16 protein-coding genes are annotated in these 18,483 nt (G+C 68.0%); 9 read left to right on the top strand and 7 right to left on the bottom strand.

The window, feature by feature from the left end; all coding sequences use genetic code 11:
* Genes glgX through RM96_RS08890 form a run of 3 tightly spaced genes read left to right on the top strand, consistent with a single transcriptional unit; the run spans position 1 to position 7,000 of the window.
* On the top strand, positions 1-2,226 hold the full coding sequence (gene glgX, locus RM96_RS08900) for a glycogen debranching protein GlgX (protein WP_052279403.1): 2,226 nt from the start codon (positions 1-3) through the stop codon (positions 2,224-2,226).
* On the top strand, positions 2,223-4,439 hold the full coding sequence (gene malQ / locus RM96_RS08895) for a 4-alpha-glucanotransferase (RefSeq protein WP_443112247.1): 2,217 nt from the start codon (positions 2,223-2,225) through the stop codon (positions 4,437-4,439). The genes glgX and malQ overlap by 4 nt, the downstream gene beginning before the upstream one ends.
* 23 nt (positions 4,440-4,462) lie before the next feature.
* A complete protein-coding gene (locus RM96_RS08890) occupies positions 4,463-7,000 on the top strand; it encodes a glycogen/starch/alpha-glucan phosphorylase (RefSeq protein ID WP_039009812.1) in 2,538 nt (845 codons plus the stop codon).
* A 54-nt stretch (positions 7,001-7,054) separates the two neighbouring features.
* Here RM96_RS08890 and RM96_RS08885 read toward each other — a convergent pair whose 3' ends face one another.
* Positions 7,055-7,306 (bottom strand): DUF1488 domain-containing protein, encoded by a 252-nt coding sequence (locus RM96_RS08885; RefSeq protein ID WP_039009811.1) that lies wholly within the window; start codon positions 7,304-7,306, stop codon positions 7,055-7,057.
* Positions 7,307-7,760: 454 nt separating this feature from the next.
* On the opposite strand from RM96_RS08885, the gene RM96_RS08880 reads away from it, so the two are divergent.
* Positions 7,761-8,621 carry a transglutaminase-like domain-containing protein gene (locus RM96_RS08880; protein WP_039009940.1) on the top strand — a complete coding sequence of 287 codons (861 nt, stop codon included), beginning with the start codon at positions 7,761-7,763 and terminating at the stop codon, positions 8,619-8,621.
* 21 nt (positions 8,622-8,642) lie between these two features.
* On the opposite strand, the gene RM96_RS08875 is transcribed toward RM96_RS08880, so the two are convergent.
* Together RM96_RS08875 and RM96_RS38535 are read right to left on the bottom strand one after the other, a co-directional pair.
* A complete protein-coding gene (locus RM96_RS08875; RefSeq protein WP_039009809.1) occupies positions 8,643-8,957 on the bottom strand; it encodes a hypothetical protein in 315 nt (104 codons plus the stop codon).
* A gap of 111 nt (positions 8,958-9,068) precedes the next feature.
* Positions 9,069-9,488: a hypothetical protein gene (locus RM96_RS38535; protein WP_152624069.1), complete on the bottom strand. Its 420-nt coding sequence runs from the start codon at positions 9,486-9,488 to the stop codon at positions 9,069-9,071.
* A gap of 75 nt (positions 9,489-9,563) precedes the next feature.
* Between RM96_RS38535 and treZ the strand changes: the two genes are divergently transcribed.
* Together treZ and treY are read left to right on the top strand one after the other, a co-directional pair.
* On the top strand, positions 9,564-11,483 hold the full coding sequence (gene treZ, locus RM96_RS08870; RefSeq protein WP_039009807.1) for a malto-oligosyltrehalose trehalohydrolase: 1,920 nt from the start codon (positions 9,564-9,566) through the stop codon (positions 11,481-11,483).
* On the top strand, positions 11,480-14,137 hold the full coding sequence (treY, locus tag RM96_RS08865; protein ID WP_052279402.1) for a malto-oligosyltrehalose synthase: 2,658 nt from the start codon (positions 11,480-11,482) through the stop codon (positions 14,135-14,137). Before treZ ends, treY begins: the two co-directional genes overlap by 4 nt.
* A gap of 3 nt (positions 14,138-14,140) precedes the next feature.
* Here the strand turns inward: treY and RM96_RS08860 are convergent, their stop codons facing one another.
* Positions 14,141-14,710 carry a hypothetical protein gene (locus RM96_RS08860; protein ID WP_039009805.1) on the bottom strand — a complete coding sequence of 190 codons (570 nt, stop codon included), beginning with the start codon at positions 14,708-14,710 and terminating at the stop codon, positions 14,141-14,143.
* 446 nt (positions 14,711-15,156) lie between these two features.
* Here RM96_RS08860 and RM96_RS36265 point away from each other — a divergent pair, with 446 nt between their 5' ends.
* Genes RM96_RS36265 through RM96_RS08845 form a run of 3 tightly spaced genes read left to right on the top strand, consistent with a single transcriptional unit; the run spans position 15,157 to position 16,124 of the window.
* Complete coding sequence (locus tag RM96_RS36265; RefSeq protein ID WP_238587171.1) at positions 15,157-15,531, top strand: BON domain-containing protein; 375 nt, start codon at positions 15,157-15,159, stop codon at positions 15,529-15,531.
* 32 nt (positions 15,532-15,563) lie between these two features.
* Complete coding sequence (locus RM96_RS08850; protein WP_039009803.1) at positions 15,564-15,785, top strand: hypothetical protein; 222 nt, start codon at positions 15,564-15,566, stop codon at positions 15,783-15,785.
* A 9-nt stretch (positions 15,786-15,794) separates the two neighbouring features.
* Entirely contained in the window at positions 15,795-16,124 is a 330-nt protein-coding gene (locus tag RM96_RS08845; protein WP_052279401.1) for a hypothetical protein, read from the top strand.
* Between the two features lie 80 nt (positions 16,125-16,204).
* Here RM96_RS08845 and RM96_RS08840 read toward each other — a convergent pair whose 3' ends face one another.
* The 3 genes from RM96_RS08840 to RM96_RS08830 all read right to left on the bottom strand — a co-directional run bounded on the left by RM96_RS08840 (position 16,205) and on the right by RM96_RS08830 (position 18,327).
* Positions 16,205-16,996 carry a BON domain-containing protein gene (locus RM96_RS08840; RefSeq protein ID WP_039009802.1) on the bottom strand — a complete coding sequence of 264 codons (792 nt, stop codon included), beginning with the start codon at positions 16,994-16,996 and terminating at the stop codon, positions 16,205-16,207.
* A 116-nt stretch (positions 16,997-17,112) separates the two neighbouring features.
* Entirely contained in the window at positions 17,113-17,904 is a 792-nt protein-coding gene (locus tag RM96_RS08835; protein WP_238587170.1) for an endonuclease/exonuclease/phosphatase family protein, read from the bottom strand.
* Between the two features lie 84 nt (positions 17,905-17,988).
* Positions 17,989-18,327, bottom strand: coding sequence for a hypothetical protein (locus tag RM96_RS08830; protein ID WP_039009801.1), 339 nt, complete (start codon positions 18,325-18,327; stop codon positions 17,989-17,991).
* Positions 18,328-18,483 lie beyond the last annotated feature (156 nt).

Genomic DNA, 18,483 nt, shown 5'->3' with positions numbered 1-18,483 from the left:
ATGCCGCGTCAACTCACCGAACGCCTCCTGCCCGGCAAACCCTATCCGCTCGGCGCCCACTGGGACGGGCTTGGCGTGAATTTCGCGGTGTTCTCGGCCAATGCGTCGCGCATCGACGTGTGCCTGTTCTCCTCCAACGGCCGCAAGGAACTGGCGCGCCTGCCGCTGCCGGAATGCACCGACGAGATCTGGCACGGCTATCTGCCCAACGCGTCGCTCGGCACGCTCTACGGCTTTCGGGCCTTTGGCCCGTATGATCCGGCGCGCGGGCATCGCTTCAACCCGCACAAGCTCCTGCTCGATCCCTACGCCCGCCATCTGAGCGGCCCGGTGCGCTGGTCCGACGCCCTGTTCGGCTACCGCCTGCAAAGCGCACGCGGCGACCTCACGCCAGACCGCCGCGACAGCGCGGCCAACATGCCCAAGGGCGTGGTCGTGGACGAAAGCTTCCACTGGGGCGACGACCGCCTGCCGGGCGTGCCGTGGCCCGACACCGTCATCTACGAGGCCCACCTGCGCGGGCTGTCGATGCTGCGCGAAGGCCTGTTGCCGCACCTGCGCGGCACCTTTGCCGCGCTGTGCGATCCGCGCTTTATCGACCACCTGCTGCGGCTGGGCATTACCACCGTCGAACTGCTGCCCGTGCATGCCATCCTGCAGGACCGCTTCCTGCTCGAGCGCGGCCTGCGCAACTACTGGGGCTACAACACGCTGGCCTACCTGGCGCCGGAGCCCGCCTATCTGGGCACCAGCCAGCTCCAGGAATTCAAGGTCGCGATGCGCCGGCTGCATGCGGCCGGCATAGAAGTCATTCTCGACGTGGTCTACAACCACACCTGCGAAGGCAACGAACTGGGGCCCACGGTCTCGTGGCGCGGCCTGGACAACGCCAGCTACTACCGCCTGATGCCCGGCGATGAGCGCCACTACGTCAACGACACCGGCTGCGGCAACACGCTCAACCTGGCCCATCCGCGCGTGCTGCAGATGGTGATGGATTCGCTGCGCTACTGGGCGCAGTGCTTCCATATCGATGGCTTCCGCTTCGACCTCGGCACGACGCTGGGGCGCGAGGGCAATGGCTTTGATCCCGGTGCCGGCTTTTTCGACGCACTGCTGCAGGACCCGGTGCTCAGCCGCGTCAAGCTGATCTCCGAGCCGTGGGACCTGGGCCTGGGCGGGTACCAGCTGGGCAACCATCCGCCCGGCTTTGCCGAGTGGAACGACAAGTTCCGCGACAGCGTGCGGCGCTTCTGGCGCGGCGATGCGGGCCAGCGCGGCGAACTTGCCGCGCGGCTGGCCGGTTCGGCCGACCTCTTCGACCGCCGCCACCGCCAGCCGTGGGCCAGCATCAACTTCATTACCGCGCATGACGGCTTTACGCTCGCCGACCTGGTCAGCTACAGCACCAAGCACAACGAGGCCAACGGCGAAGACAACCGCGACGGCACCGACGACAACGCCAGCGCCAACTGGAGCCCCGACGGCAGCGTGGAGGGCCCCACCGACGATCCCGCCATCCTGGCGCGGCGCGCGCGCGTGGCGCAGGCGATGATGGCGACGCTGCTGCTGGCGCAGGGCACGCCCATGCTGACCGCCGGCGACGAATGGGGCCGCAGCCAGCAAGGCAACAACAACGCCTATTGCCAGGACAACGCGCTGTCGTGGCTGGACTGGGAGCAGGCGCAGGTCGCGGCGGCACAGCCGATGCAGCAGATGGTGCGCCGGCTGCTGGCGCTGCGCCGCCGCCTGCACGCCCTCACCGCGAACCGTTTCGCGCACGCCCGCCACGAGCCCGCGCCCGGCATTGTCGACATCGCCTGGTTCGATACCGATGGCAAGCCGCCCGCGCCCGAGCAGTGGGCCAATCCCGAGGTCCGCACGCTGGCGCTGCGCCGCGCTGCCGCGCCGCCCGGCGAAACGTGGCAGCCGGACGTGCCCGGCAGCCCCGCCGGCGACGCCGGCCAGGTGCAGGTGACCTTGCTGCTGCTGAATGCCAGCAATGCGGACGTGGTTTTCCATTTGCCCGAGCCGGTGCTTGAATGGCAATTGTTGTTCGACAGCAGCCGCCCGGACGCGCCGGAAGGTGCCGGCGGGCAGGCAGGCGGCGTGGCAATCCAGGCAGTGCCCGCGAACTCGCTGGTGCTGCTCGCCGCACAGGCCGATCCAGCACACGCAGCCACTGCCGCGCACGAAGCCGGTCACGACCAGGAGCCCCTGACATGATGCACAAGCCGGCATCCGCCGAGATGGCACGCAAGGCCCCCACGCCGCTGCAGCTGCTAGCGATCCGTGCCGGCCTGCAGCCGCGCTGGCTGGACGCATGGAGCCAGCCCCGGGATGTGCCGGAAGACGCCTTGCGCCGTGTGCTGGACGGCCTTGGCCTGCCCTGTGCCACTACTGGCCAGTGCGAGGCATCGCGCGCCTGGCTGGCTGCCGATGACGCCACACAGGAGTTGCCGCCCCTGCTGACCGCCGAGCGCGGCGAGACCCTGGTGGTGCCGCTGGCGCACACGGTCGGCCAGCGCCCCTACCGGCTGGAGCTGGAAGACGGCGCCCTGGTCACCGGCACCGCCGTGCGGCGCGACGACGGCGCGATGGAGTTGCCGCCGGTGGACGTGTGCGGCTACCACCACCTGCGCATCGGCGAGACTTCTGCAACCGTCGCGGTGGCACCACCGCGCTGCTACGGCGTGGCCGACGCGCTGCGCCATGCCGGCCGTGCACAGCAGGCCGCGCGCCCGTGGGGCCTGTCCGTGCAGCTTTATGCCCTGCGGCGCGGCATGCCAACCGGCATGGGCGACCTGACCGCGCTGGCCGAGTGCTGCGCGAGCGCCGCACGCCAGCAGGCGGATGCCGTCGCCATCAACCCGGTGCATGCCGGCTTTGCCGCGCTGCCCGACCGCTACAGCCCCTACGCGCCGTCCAGCCGACTGCTGCTCAATCCGCTCTACGCCGATCCGGCAGCGGTGTTTGGCCAGGCCGCTGTCGACCAGGCCCTCGGCGCCCTGGGCGCCACCGGAACGCTGGCGGCACTGGAAGCGCGCGAGGAGATAGACTGGATCGCGCTCTCAACGCTGCGCTACCAGGTGCTGCGCTGGCTCTGGCAGCATCGCGACCGGCTGCTCTCGTCCGGCCAACTGCAGGCCTGCGAAGCGTTCCGTGCGCGCGGCGGCAACGCGCTGCACGCCCACGCCTGCTATGAAGCCATCCAGGCCAGCCGCCTTGCCGACGCCACCAACGGCATGAATGCCGGTTGCGCCACCGACTGGCGCTGCTGGCCGGTCACGCTGCGCTCGCCGGGGGATGCCGCCGTGACCGCATTTGCCAGCGCCCACGCCAACGAGATCGGCTACTACGCCTTCCTCCAATGGCTGGCCGCGGAGGGCCTGGCCGGCGCCCAGCGTACCGCGCGCGAAGCCGGCATGGCCATTGGCGTGATTGCCGACCTGGCGGTGGGCACCGATCCGGGCGGCAGCCACGCGTGGTCGCGCCAGCAGGAAATCCTGGCCGGCTTTCATGCGGGCGCGCCACCTGACATCTACAACCCGCTGGGGCAGGACTGGGGGGTGGCGGTGTTCTCCCCGCGCGGCCTGCGCCAGCACGGCTACGCGGCCTTTATCGAAATGCTGCGCGCCAACCTGGCGCACGCCGGCGGCCTGCGCATCGACCACGCGCTGGGGCTGGCACGCATGTGGCTGGTACCGGCGGGCGCCGCGGCGACGGAAGGCGCATATCTCACCTATCCGCTGCAGGCGCTGCTGCGCCTGATCGCGCTGGAGTCGTGGCGGCATCGCGCCATCATCATCGGCGAGAACCTCGGCACCGTCCCGGCGGACCTGAATGCCACGCTGGCTGCGCGCGGTGTGCTCGGGATCGATGTGCTGTGGTTCGAGCGCGCCACGGACGAGGAAGCCGCAGTGGATAGCCCGACCGCAGTTCCGCCAGGCCCGCCCGCCTTCCTGCCGCCCGCGGAATGGCCCGCCAATGCTGTCGCCACCACCAGCACGCATGACCTGCCCACCGTGGCCGGATGGTGGGCCGGGCGCGACCTGGACTGGCGCGGCCGGCTCGGCCTGTTCCCGCCCGGGGAAACGCCCGCCGCGGCGCACGCCTCGCGCGCGCTGGAACGGACCGCGCTGTGGCAGGCGCTGAGCGAGGCCGGCCTCGCGAGCGGCGCCGAGCCCGGGCCCGACCATGCGCCGCTGGATGCCGTGCTGGCATGGCTCAGCCGCGCCGGCACGCCGCTGCGCCTGCTGCCGGTGGAAGACCTGCTGGGCACCGTCGAACAGACCAACCTGCCCGGCACCACCAGCGGCCACCCCAACTGGCTGCGCCGGCTGGATGCCGATGTCCGCCACTTGTTCGATACCCCCGCCGCACGGGCGCGCGCCGACGCCGTACGCACCGGCCGTACCGGCCCTTCGCGCCCACGCTGAACACCGTCCGCAGGAGGAACCCGATGAAGGAAGCCCCTCGGCCAGAACACGCCGACGACACCCGCACCGCCCTGTCCAGCGCCACCATCCGGCGCGCCTTCCTGGACCACGTGTTCCACACGCAGGGCAAGCTGCCCGGCCATGCCAGCCAGAACGACCTCTACCAGGCGCTGGCCCATACCGTGCGCGACCGCCTGGTGCAGCGCTGGATCAGCACCGCCGAGGCCTATCTCGGCCAGCCGTCGCGCACCGTGGCCTATCTCTCCGCCGAGTTCCTGATGGGACCGCATCTGGGCAATAACCTGGTTAACCTCGGCATCTTCGACGAAGTGCGGGCCGCCATGGCCGCGCTCGGGCTCGACCTGGACCAGATCCTGGCGCAGGAGGACGAGCCCGGCCTGGGCAACGGCGGCCTGGGCCGGCTGGCGGCGTGCTTCATGGATTCGCTCGCGACGCTGGAGATACCGGCGCTGGGCTACGGCATCCGCTACGAATACGGCATCTTCCAGCAGACCATCATCGACGGCATGCAGGTGGAAAAGACCGACACCTGGCTGCGCAACGGCAATCCGTGGGAGATCCAGCGTTCCGAATGGGCCGTGCAGGTGCGCCTGGGCGGCCATAGCGAGCACTACACCGACGACCGCGGCCACTACCGCGTGCGCTGGGTGCCCGCCAAGACCGTGGTCGGCGTGCCCTTCGATTCGCCGATACTCGGCTACCGCGTCAACACCGTCAACACGCTGCGGCTGTGGCGCGCCGAGGCCACCGAGGCGTTCGACTTCCACACCTTCAACCGCGGCGACTACCTTGGCGCGGTCAGCAAGAAAGTCACCTCCGAGAACCTGACCAAGGTGCTCTACCCCAACGACGAGACCCAGCAGGGCAAGGAACTGCGTCTCGAGCAGCAGTACTTCTTCGTTGCCTGTTCGCTGCAGGACATGCTGCGCCTGCTTGCGGCCGACGGCATGCCGGTGACGCGCTTTCACGAGAAATTCGCCGTGCAGCTCAATGACACCCATCCGGCCGTGGGCATCGCCGAGCTGATGCGGCTGCTGGTGGACGAACACGACCTGCCGTGGGACGAGGCCTGGGACATCACGCGGCGCGCCTTCGCCTATACCAACCACACGCTTTTGCCCGAGGCGCTGGAGCAATGGCCGCTGCCCCTGTTCGGCCGCGTGCTGCCGCGCCATCTGGAGATCATCTTCGAGATCAACGCGCGCTTCCTGGACGAGGTACGGATCCGCTTCTTTGGCGATGAATCGCGGCTGGCGCGGCTCTCACTGATCGACGAGCGCGGCGAGCGCCACGTGCGCATGGCCAACCTGGCCTGCCTCGGCAGCCACGCCATCAACGGCGTGGCCGAGCTGCATTCGCGCCTGATGCGGGAAGACGTGCTGAAGGACATCTACGCCATGTGGCCGGAGAAATTCACCAGCATCACCAACGGCGTCACGCCGCGCCGCTGGCTGGCGCTGTCCAACCCGCGCCTTACGCGACTGGTGACGCAGGCCATCGGCGACGGCTGGATCGCGGACCTGGACCGGCTCCACGCACTGGAGCCCTTTGCGGAGGACGCAGGGTTCCGCCAGGAATGGCAGCGTGCACGCCGGGAAAACAAGCTGGAGCTGGTCACGCTGATCCGCGACGCCACCGGCGTGACGGTCGACCCCGACTCCATGTTCGACGTGATGGTCAAGCGCATCCACGAGTACAAGCGCCAGCATCTGGCGGTGCTGCACATCATCGCGCTCTATCACCGCATCAAGTCCGATCCGCACGCCGAGATCGTGCCTCGCACCTTCCTCTTTGCCGGCAAGGCCGCACCCGGTTACCACTACGCCAAGCTGATGATCCGCTTTATCACGTCGGTGGCAGACGTGGTCAACCGCGACCCGCAGGTGCGCGACCGGCTGAAGGTGGTCTTCCTGCCCAACTTCAACGTGAGCTACGGGCAGCGCATCTACCCGGCGGCCGACCTCGCCGAGCAGATCTCGCTGGCAGGCAAGGAAGCGTCCGGCACCGGCAATATGAAGTTTGCGATGAACGGTGCGATCAACATTGGCACCATGGACGGCGCGAACATCGAACTGCGCGAGGCCGTCGGCGCGGACAACTTCTTCCCCTTCGGCCTGACTGCGCCCGAGGTCTACGCGCTCCGGGCCGACGGCTACGATCCGGCCACGTACTACCACGAAAACGCGCAGCTGCGCGCGGTGATCGACCTGATCCACCAGGGGTTTTTCTCGCGCGGCGACCCGGTGCTGTTCCGGCCGCAGTTCGACGAACACCTGCGCAACGACCCTTACCTGCTGATGGCAGACTTTGCTTCATATGTGGATTGCCAGCAGCACGTGTCGGCCGCGTTCAGCGATACACCGCGCTGGCAGCGGATGTCGGTGCTGTCGTGCGCGCGCTCGGGACGCTTCTCGTCAGACCGTGCGATTCGCGAGTACTGCGAGCGGATCTGGAAGGTGCAGGCGGTGCCGGTGCGGCTGCTGCATCGGGCCAGCGGCGCGCCGTGGCACATGGAAGAAATGAAGGAACGCCGGGGCTGAGCTCGCGGTGGCGGTGAGCGTCCGGCTTCCCTGGCGCGGCGTCAGATGCGGCGTCTAGTGCAGCGCGTAGATCTTCTGCTGGCCTTCGCCATAGCGCGCCCTGGCAATCTCCAGGATCTGGTCGCGATGCCGGTCGAAGACCGCCAGCACGTCGGCTTCATCGGGGCCGATGGCCGACTCGAAATGCTTCAGGACGTGCTCCTCCACCAGGAAAGTGATCTCGCTGGCGTTGTCATAACCCCAGAACCAGACACAGTGCTTGACCGTGTCATAGCTGCGGCTTGGATTGGGAAAAGTGAGTGCCACGTTGTCGTCCTGTATCGGGTTGTGAATGAGTGCCTTGCCGTACGGTCGCCATTACTGCCGCGACGGCGCGTCGCAGGGGTCCGCCACCTGCTCACTCATCGGATCATGCTGACCGGGTTGCCTGGTCTTGTGCGGCTCCCCGGGCTGCTGGCGGTGGTACTCCTTCGGTGCGTGCCGACGGGAATCGGGAACTACGGGCAGAGAGACATACTTCATATGTGCCTTATTCGCGAAGAAAATTCGCTATGTCACTGATTAACAATAGACTTGCCACGCCGTCATCACAACCCGTGTTACCCAAAAGGGATAGCTTGCGCTGTGAGGGCGGTCTCATCATCGGGCACCGCCTGAACGGTGTAGGATGGGGCAAGACCGGAAAACGGGAGGAAGCCATGGATCGACTTGCTGGGTATCGGGGCTTCGGAATCCCGATTCAGCCTCGGGCGGATGAATGATGAACCGCCTCCGCTACCTGGTGAATCTGTCCTACGAGATCTTCGATCCCACGGCGGACTTCCTGTTTATCCTTGAGGCCGCCCGGACCGAAAGGCAAGCGGTCGTCTCCGAGCAGCTGACGCTCACGCCGCCCATTCTCGCGGCCCGCTATACCGATCCCGTGCTGCACAACCGCATGCTCAGGATCCGCGCGAACAAGGGACGCCTTGCCATCCGCTACGAAGCCGTGGTCGACATCGACCATCGCTTCGATGACGGTAACCAGCTGTCAGAGGTGCCTGTCGCCGAGCTGCCCTTCGAGATCCTGCCCTACCTGGCACCCAGCCGCTATTGCGAATCCGACCGCATGATGGAGTTCGCGATGCGCGAGTTCGGTGCCATGCCGCCCGGCTATTCCCGCGTTTATGCGATTCGGGAATGGGTGCGCAACCATGTGCGCTTTCTCTCGCGCTCCACCAACGAGCGCACCTCGGCGACCGACACCGTCGTTGAGCGCACCGGCGTCTGCCGCGACTTTGCCCACCTGATGATTGCCATCTGCCGCGCCCTGAGTATCCCGGCGCGCATGTCCAGCAGCCTGGATTACGGCGCGGACCCGGCCATGGGCGCGCCGGATTTCCATGCAGTGGTGGAGATCTACCTGTCGCACCGCTGGTATCTGCTTGATCCTTCGGGGGTGTCGATTCCGAGCGGCCTGCTGCGCATCGGCACCGGCCGCGATGCCGCCGATATACCGTTTGCCGCGATCTTCGGCAAGGTCGAGTCGGAGCGCCCGTTTATCGAGATCCAGGCGTTGACCGACCCTGCAGCCGGGATTGAAATGCCGCTTGCCACCATCAAGGCCATCTCGACCTGGTAGCAGCCAGCGCGCGCGCCGGCCTCAGCGCTTGTCCCCTTTCATGCTCTCCGCCTCCATGGCGGCGTTCCATTCCTCGTAGGCTTCGATCGGCTCCATGGCCTGATCGATGAACGCGGCGGCGCGCTCTGCGGCAGCCGATGCCTGCGGCGATGCGCCCTGGCCGTCATCCTCGCCCGCTGGCGGCAGCAGCATGTCATCGAGCATGCCCTGCAGCTCCGAGGTATCCCATGGCTTGCCCAGCCTTGTCTTGCTGTGCATGTAGTGACGTACTTCCGAATCCTGCTCGGCAGTGAGCGGAAGTCCGCGGAAAGTCTGGTCTGCGTTGTAGTGGATCATGATGCGCCTCCCGAAATGGTCCGCGCCTTTGCTGCAGAAGTATCGTTTCCCAATGGAGAGCGTCCCCGGGTTGCGAGGGTCGCTGTTCGATACATTCTTCGTCAACCCGATTCAGGTCTTTTTCTTGGCAGCGCCGTCATTGCCGACGCGCGAATGAACCGCGCCGAACGGCGTTGCCGGCAGAGACGGCTTCTTGGGTTGCTTCGGCTTCTTTGCCTCGCGGTTGCCGCGTAACTGACTCTTGGCCATGGTGGTGCTCCTGATGGTTTGCTTGCCGGATGGCAATCCCAGCATACGCGCATAAGCCGTCGCAAAGGGAAATATCTTCAACAGAGCGGCACCGGCAGGCTTCGCTCGGGAGGCAACCATCTTCACGTTCGGGCCAGGCCGGGTATTTTCTACAAACCCGCCTGTAACAATGCCCACCCCGGCGCCGCATGGGGCGCCGCAGCAGCCTGCCAGCGCTTTTTGCCGCAACGTGTCCTTTCCCACATCGCAGACCATCCCGGATGGCATAAAGTTCGCATTCATGGATCTGGCGCACGTCTGACGCCTGCTTTCGCTGCCGTTCCCCTGAGCCTCCGATCCCCGGGACAGGAGCCGATCTTGAACGCGAATTCCTTTTTCTTCCCAACCGGCACGCGGTCCGCCATGCCGCCGCTGTCGCCGTTCGACTGTTTTGCCGCCCCCGCCACCGGCGGGGCGGGCCCGGGTCAGGCCGTTGCCTGCGACTACGCCTTCGGCCCCCACTGGCTGCCCGACGGGCGGGTGCGGTTCCGGCTGTGGGCGCCCGATGCCGCTGCACAGGGCCATGCGATACGGCTCGAGATCGCGGGCATGGGCCCGGCGCGCATGACCGAAGCTGACGGCGGCTGGTTCGAAGCAACCGTGCCGTGCTGCGATGGCGCGCGCTACTGGTTCCGGCTCGACGACGGCACCATCGTGCCGGACCCGGCATCGCGCCGCCAGGCGGAAGACGTGCATGGCCCCAGCATCGTGCGCAACCCACAGGCTGCCGACGCGTATCGCTGGACCTGTCATGGCTGGCAAGGCCGGCCGTGGCACGAGGCTGTCATCCACGAGCTCCACGTGGGGCTGTGCGGCGGCTATGCCGGCGCGATGGCAAGGCTCCCGCGCCTGGCCGCGATGGGATTCACCGCCGTCGAGCTGATGCCGCTCGCGGAGTTCCCCGGCAGCCGCAACTGGGGCTATGACGGCGTGCTGCCGTTCGCGCCCGAGGCCAGCTATGGCACGCCGGACCAACTGCGCGCGCTGGTGGACCGCGCACACTGCCTGGGCATGATGGTGTTCCTGGACGTGGTCTACAACCACTTCGGGCCCGAAGGGAACTACCTGCACCAGTACGCCAGCGCTTTCTTCCGCGACGACATACGCACGCCGTGGGGCCCCGCGATCGACTTCCGGCGCCCCGAGGTCCGCCGCTTCTTCAGCGAGAACGCGCGCTACTGGCTTGAAGAATTCCGCTTCGACGGCCTGCGCCTGGATGCCGTCCATGCGATGGAGGACGAAGGCTGGCTGGCGGCCTTGCCCACGGAGCTGCGCGGCCGCATCGGGGACCAGCGGCAAATCCACCTGGTGCTGGAGAACGACAACAACGACGTCGCACTGATGCAGGCCGGCTTCGACGCGCAATGGAACGACGATGCCCATCACGCACTGCACGTGCTGCTGACCGGCGAGCAGGACGGCTACTACGGCGACTATGCAACGGACGCGGCGGCCAGCCCGCCCGTGCGGTATCTGGCACGCGTGCTGGCCGAAGGCTTTGCGTACCAGGGCGAAGCCTCGCCGTACCGCTCGGCCAATGGCACCGCCGTGCGGCGCGGGCAGCCCAGCGCGCAATTGCCGCCAACGGCCTTTGTCAGCTTCCTGCAGAACCATGACCAGACCGGCAACCGTGCCTTCGGCGAGCGCCTTGCCACGCTGGCCAGACCGCAGGCCCTGCGCGCTGCCGTGGCGTTGCAGCTGCTGTGCCCGCAGGTGCCGCTGGTATTCATGGGCGAGGAAAGCGGCGCCGGCACGCCCTTCCTCTACTTCACCAGCCATCCGCCGGAACTGGCGGCCGCCGTGCGCGACGGGCGCCGGCGCGAGTTCGCCGCCATGCGCGCCTTCGGCGACGACGCGGGCGCGGACGAGATCCCCGATCCCAACGACCCGGCCACATTCGAAGCCTCGCGCCCGCCGATGGATATCGACAACGAATGGACGCGCTACTACCGTGAATTGCTGTCCATCCGCCACCACCAGCTGATGCATCGGCTGCCGGGCAGCCGCAGCGAGGGTGCCGATATCCTCGGCGCGGCTGCGCTGTGCGCACGCTGGCGCCTGGGCGACGGTGCGCTGCTGACGCTCTGGCTCAATCTTGGCACCGATGCCGTGAGATGCGTGGCAATGCCCGCCGATGCGAAGCTGCTGCATGAAAGCGAGCCAGGCGCCGCCGCGGCACTGGCCAGAGGCTTGCTGGCACCGCTGACCTGCGTTGCCGCGCTGGCCGGCCATTCATGAGCGCGGCCACCGATCTCGGGAATGCGAACAGTGGGTACGCCGGCACGTCTGCGCCGCGCGCCACGGCGCGCCTGCAGCTCCATCCCGGCTTCACGCTGGCCGATGCTGCGGAACGGGTCGACTACTACGCCGCGCTCGGCGTGAGCCATCTCTACCTCTCGCCGGTCTGCTGCGCCCGTCCCGGCTCAACGCACGGCTACGATGTCACCGACTTCGCGCACGTCCGCGCGGAGCTCGGCGGCGAAGCGGCGCTGCTGGCGTTGTCGCAACGCGCGCGTGCCGCGGGCCTTGGCCTGATTCTCGACATCGTGCCCAATCACATGGCCGCCGATGCCACGCATAACGGCTGGTGGCGCGATGTGCTGGCCCACGGCCGGCACAGCGAGTTTGCGGCGTATTTCGACATCGACTGGCAACCGCGCGAGCCGGCCCTGCACGACAAGGTCCTGGTGCCGATACTCGGCAATGCCTACTGGGATGTGCTCGGCCGCGGCGAGCTGCGCGTCGCGCCGGGCACCAACGGCAAGCCGCCTTCCCTGCGGTACTTCGGCCATGACCTGCCGCTTGCGCCGGGAAGCCTCGGCGCCAACGTCCGGCCCGACGATTTCGACCCGGGCCGCGCCGGCGGCCGCGACCGGCTGCACGCGCTGCTGGAGCGGCAGCACTACCGGCTGGCCTGGTGGCGCACCGCCGCAGCCATGCTCAACTGGCGCCGCTTCTTCGAGGTCAGCGACCTGGTCGGCCTGCGGCAGGAGCATCCGCCGGTGTTCGATGCCGTGCACGCACTGCCGCTAAGGCTGCTGCGCGAGGGCCATATCGACGGTGTCCGCGTCGACCACGTCGATGGCCTTGCCGATCCGGCAGCCTACTGCCGCCACTTGCGCACGCAGCTTGCCGCGCACGGCGCACAGCGCCCGGCCGCCCAAGCGCTGGCACAGCCGTGGCTGGTCGTCGAGAAGATCCTTGCCGCCGGCGAGGCCCTGCCTGCCAGCTGGCAGGTGGACGGCACCACCGGCTACGACTTCATGGAAGATGTCTGTGCGGTACTGCACGACCCCGCGGGGGAAGCGCCACTAACGGTCCTGTGGCAACGAATCAGCGGCGATCCACGCAGCTATCCGGAAATGGTCACCGCGGTCCGGCGCTACGTGCTGCAACGCCACCTGATAACCGAGTACGAAAGCCTGGGCGCCCGCCTGCACGCTCGCGCTTGCGCCGATCCGGCCACGCGCGACCTGACGCTGGCGGCCTTGCGGCAGGCGCTGTCAGCATTGCTGTCCGCCGTGCCCGTCTATCGCAGCTATCTGGACGGCAACCATGCCGCACCCGCTGATGACGCGATGCTCGACGAGGCGGCTCAGGCCGCGCGCGTCGCGCTGGCTCCGGACGAAGACGCTGCGCTTGACTTCATTCTCGGCTGCATGCGCACACAGTTGCCGCCCGGGAGCGCCGACGGCGCCATCCGGCAGCGGCTGCAGCAACTGATGCCGGGCCTGGCCGCCAAGGCCGGCGAGGATACCGCCTTCTACCGTTACGGGCGCCTGCTGTCGCGCAACGAGGTGGGCAGCGACCCCGCCACGCTGGCTATCGCCCCGGCAAGCTTCCACGCCCGCATGCACGCGCGCCGGCTGGCTTTCCCGCACGGGATGCTGGCGACCGCCACGCACGACCACAAGCGCGGCGAAGATGCGCGCACGCGGCTGGCCGTGCTCAGCGAAGTGGCCGATGACTGGATCGATGCCGTGGCCGGCTGGGAACGCGACGGCGCCCCGATGCTGGCGGCGCTGCCGCTAGCGCCCGATCCGGCTGACCGGCTGATGCTCTACCAGACGCTGGCAGGCGCCTGGCCGATGACACCGGATGCGCTGGCCGGCGACGCGGCAAGGGATGACTTCCTCGCCCGCGTCGGCGCATGGCAGCGCAAGGCCATTCGCGAGGCCAAGCTGCACGGCAGCTGGACCTGCCCCGACCTTGCCTATGAGCAGGCCTGCGAAAGCTTTCTGCAAGGGCTGGCGCACGGATGGCCCGAAGGCTTGCTGGCGCGCATCGGGCATTTTGCGCAGCGTATTGCGCCGGCGGGAGCGCTCAACAGCCTTGCGCAGGTCATGGTGCAGCTCACCGCGCCGGGCGTGCCCGACCGCTACCAGGGCTGCGAGGGCTGGGATTTCAGCCTGGTCGATCCCGACAACCGCCGGCCGCCCGATTTCGCGCGGCTGCAAGCGCAACTGGGCTGTACGGCCGGATGGGCACACTGGCTGGCACACTGGCGTGACGGGCGCATCAAGCAGCAGCTGATCCGCCGCGTGCTGGCGGTGCGCAGGGAAACCGGCGAACTGCTGTCGGAAGGCCAGTACAGCGAGGTGCCGGCGCGCGGAACGCTGGCGTCGCAGGTGCTGGCCTTTGCGCGGGCGACCCAGGGTCAGCAGGCCATCACCGTGGTCAGCCGGCTGGCGGCCCGCCATGTCGATCCCGCACTGCCGCGCATTCCGCCCGCGTGCTGGTCCGATACCACGCTGGATGTGGGTGCACCCCACCCCAGCCGCTGGACCGATGCGCTGACCGCGCGCCCGCTCAGCGCACCGTCCGGGCACCTGCACCTGCGCGACGTGCTGGCCGCCCTGCCCGTAGCGCTGCTGCTGCGCGATCCGCCCTGACGATCACGAACGCCGCGCCAGCGCCCCATCGGCCGCAATCGGCGTGAATGGCCCGTCGCCATGGGCCTGGCTCGGCGGCGCGCCCTGCTGCAGCGGCAGATAGGGCCGGATCACCAGTGCCACGTAGTCGTCTTCCTGCGGGGTGATGACGATGTACGCCAGGCCCGACATCACCAGGCCAACTTCACCCAGCTCCGTGGAGATCCTGGCCACGATAAAACGCTGCAGGATGCGTGGATCGACCGATTCGTCGATGGCCAGCGCCGCCGTGCATATCGTCAGGAAGCAGCGCTCCACCTCGCGGCAGACCACCACCACTTCATCGAGGGCGTAGCCCGAGCGGCTGGCGCGCACCAGCACCGACACGCCGGAGCTTGGCGCGGCACGATGCCACCCCGGTTTGATCTGGAAGGACGGAAGCGTGAGCCCGGAGCCAGTGTCATGCGCAACAGTATTGAAGCGCTGTGCGAAGTCTGAAGGGCTGATGGCAAGGAGCTGGTGTTCGACGGGCGTGGAAGATACCGCCACGGACGACGCAAGGACGAGGGTCGTCAGGATGCTGGCCAGATTCATAGCTGTCTCGCAACGGATGTGCCGTTCCCCCGGCCGGCTGCGCTGAAGGCACTCCTGCAGGAGTGTCCGGCATCCGTTTGTGGCGGGGCTCGCCGGTCCCGGCCGGATACCTGTCTGCCAGCATCTACCTCTCCACTATAGGCACGCATTTCCCGCACGCAAACGGCGCGCCAGTCCGCCTGGCGCGACGAAGTGACCTGCCGCGTACTCCCCCCGGCAGCCACCCGCGCGGTAGTGCGCCGCCCGTCCCCGAAGGCCGGTGAGCAGGCCCGGCATGCCCTGCAGTTTCTGCCGTTCCTGTAAAAACTACGCTGACCGCGCTGCCCGGCGCACGCCTGGCGTGCAGCCTGGGGCGGGAATGAAGCTTGCAGATGACAGACAGGATGGCAGGCCATAGTGGTCTGCACCGGAGTTCTCAGATCGCAATGCACCTGAAGGAGCTGGCCATGAACGCAACCATGCATCATGCGCGGCGCCCGGCACTCCATGCCCTGCTGGCGCTGGCCGTCACTACGCTGTGCGGCGCGGGCATGGCGGCGCCGACCGATGTACCGGAGGCCCCTTCGTCGACCGGCCGCACCGCGGCCCCGCGCGATACGCAGGCCGCCAGCGACCGCACCATCACCGCTGAAGTCAAGGCGCGCCTGGCTGCGATCCACGGGCTCAACGCCGGCAATATCCGCGTGACCACCACCGACGGCGTGGTGAAGCTGGAAGGCACGGTCCGGGACGACACGCAGCGCGCCACCGTGATGAAGCTGGCCAGGGATGTACGCGGCGTGACGGCGGTATCGGACGAACTGCGGGCCGGCACGGACTGACCTGCCGATCCGCCTTGATACGGGGAGCCGACATGGCTACGCATCGCAAGACCACGCAGGACGGCAAACGGCCGTCGGAACATCACCAGGGCCCCGACGTCGAGCATGAACGCGGCAAGCCCGGCCGCGACCGGTGCACCGACCTCGAGCGCGAGCCGGAGCACGACGTACCGGACAGGAACGGGGAGCCGCCTTCGGTGCGGCGGCCCGGACGCCGGCCGGAAGAGTATGAACCGCCGGTCGAGAACACCTGAGGAGAGCCTATGAGCAAGACCGCACGCCCCAGCAAACGGCCGCATCCACGCGCGGCAGGCAGGCACGTTGCCGCACGCGGCAAGCGTCCACACGATCCGGAGGCGGGCAGCATCCCGAGCACGCTCGACCCTGACCTTGATCTTGGCAGCGAGGATATCGAGGAAGAACTCGGCGAGCTCGACGTGGCCTCGCATGCAGCGCCGGAAGACGAGGTCCCGGAGGAGGATGTCGGCGAGATCACGCGTGCGGCGGAAAGCCTTCCTGCCGACACGCCGGTGGATCGCGCGGACCGTACCGAGGAGCGGGAGGAGCATCCGCCCCGCTCGTCTGGCAAGTAGCTGACTGCTACTGCATGACAAAGAGAGGGCGGGGCAACCGCGCCGGCCAGCGCCGCTTGCCCCGCCCTCGTTCGACGCGCCTACTCCGAAGCCAGCATCCCGTAGCGGTGAACGTGGATATGATTCACCACATCGCGCACGCCAAAAGTATCCAGGGCAATCTCCTCGATATCGTACTTGCTGCGACGGTCATTGACCTTGCCCTCCAGCGTGACCACGCCCTCGGCAACATGCACCGTGACTTCGCTCACATCCACCGTGTGGTCATGGGCGAGCCGCGCGCAGACGTCATCGTGGATGCGGTCATCCGGGCGGCGGTAGTTCTTCGGCGCCATGGCCCGTTCGCCGCGTAGCGGATCCCGGCCGGCATAACGCTCGTCTTCATAGGGCCGGCTGCGGCGGCCGCTCTCATAGTCGCCAGGCCAGCGTTGAGTCTCCATCGGCTCGGCGGGCCAGCGCCATTCCTCCACGTAGAGACCGATCCATTCGTCGTCTTCGTCCGGGCCTTCACGCACGGAACGCCGCACCGGGCGCCGATAGCCGCGCGCCTCCTCCGCGCGGTAGCGGCGCGCTTCATCGGGGTAGCCGGAACGGCCGTAGCGCCGGCCTGCATCAGGGTCATGGTTGCGCTCGTCGGTGCGGCCATAGGGATCGTAGCGGCTGTCGTAGGGGCGGCCCTGGTAGCCCGCGCCATCGCCGCGGTCGCGCTCGGACTCGAGCGGAAGGCGCCGCGCCGTATTGCCATAGCGCCCCGCCGACAGGTCCCGTTCCCGGCCCGGCCGGCTGCGGTAAGGCGGTTCGTTGTAGCCCTGCTCGTTGCCGCCATAGTGCTGTTCGGGACGTTTGCGCAGGTAGTCGTAGCCTCGTGTCATGTGACGCTCCTTGCTGTCATGCGCGGTGGGCCGCGCGGGTTGTCGGAGAGGCACACAGCCACACAGCCACGGCCGCATGCCCTGCACCGTGCCAGCGGCAAGTTTCATACCGGGAATCAAGCCGCATGCAGGCTGGCGGTTCGGGCCGGCAACGGCACCTCGAAGCGCGCCACCAGCGGCAGGTGGTCGGACGCCACACGCGCCAGCGCGCTTCGATGGCTGGACACCGATACCAGATGCGCACGTGGCGAGGCCCAGACGCGATCCAGTGCCAGTACGGGCAGGCGCGACGGGAAGGTCGCCACGTGCGGCCTCTGTTCAAAGTACGCATGCAGCCAGCGCAATGGCCGGCCCCACAGGAACCACTCGTTGACATCGCCCAGCAGGATGGTAGGCAGGCGCGGCAAGGCTGCCGCGTAGTTGAGCAACTGGCGGACCTGGTGCCTGCGCTCGCCGGGCCTCAGGCCGAGATGGGTCGCGATCACGCGCAGCCGCAGATCGCACCCGCCCCACCCCGGCAGTTCGCAGGCCAGCGTGGCATCGATGGCGCCACGCGGCTCGCAGCCTTTCACGCTCAGATCAAGCTGAGTCTGCGCCAGCGGGCGAAAACGCGTCAGCACCGCATTGCCGTAGTCCGCCGCGCCCCGCATGCGCACGGGGCCGGAAATCACGTGCATGCCGGTGCGCCGGGCCAGGAACTCGAGGGTGTGCTCGGCACTGGCCCGCGACTCCACTTCCTGCAGCGCGATGATGTCCGCGGCCAGCTCCGCCAGCACATCGGAAATCCGCGCCGGCTCGTAGCGCCGGTCCGTGCCGATCGCGCCGTGGATGTTATAGCTCGCGACAGACAGCCGGCTGATTGCCGGCTTGTGCAGCAGGGAGCGAACCGGGGGCGGCGTCGAGGTCACGGCGGCACGCAGGAATTACAACAGGCGGTAAGGAGGACGCACGCAGCACCGGGACGACCGGGCGCTGCAGCGGTCCGTTACAAGTCAGGCGCCATCCAGGAAGTTACTGCGAGGACCCAGGCGCGTGCCAAGGAACGGGCCTTCCCAGCGAGTGGCGTCGTTGTAGCGGTCGACCCGGCGCTGGATCAGCGGATCGTTGCTCACGGTGCCCTGAGGCTGCATCGCGGGGTCAGCTGGCGCGGGCGCCAAATCCTGGCGCGTGGTGGCATTGGCCCCCTGCGTGTAGGGATCGAACTTGTCGCCGGTGCGCGCACCCTGCGAGTATGGGTCGCGCGGGGCTTGCGTGGTCTGCGCGAAGACCGGCACGGCTGCCACGCTCACTGCCGCGGCGAGGATGAGATGACTCAGTCGAAGATGCTTCATGGTTACCTCCATATGGCGCTGGTGCGCGCCAGTAGGCCTGTTCAAGCGAAAGCCATGCCCAGCGGCGTGTGCCATGGCCAGTACACCGCGCTTCGCGGCAGACTTGAGGAAAGTGATGATTGCCGGCTTTCTCCGTGATACCAGGATTGGCGCTAT

The organism is Cupriavidus sp. IDO, from assembly GCF_000812465.1.
GTDB lineage: Bacteria > Pseudomonadota > Gammaproteobacteria > Burkholderiales > Burkholderiaceae > Cupriavidus.
This window is presented reverse-complemented; position numbering and strand designations above follow the sequence as displayed.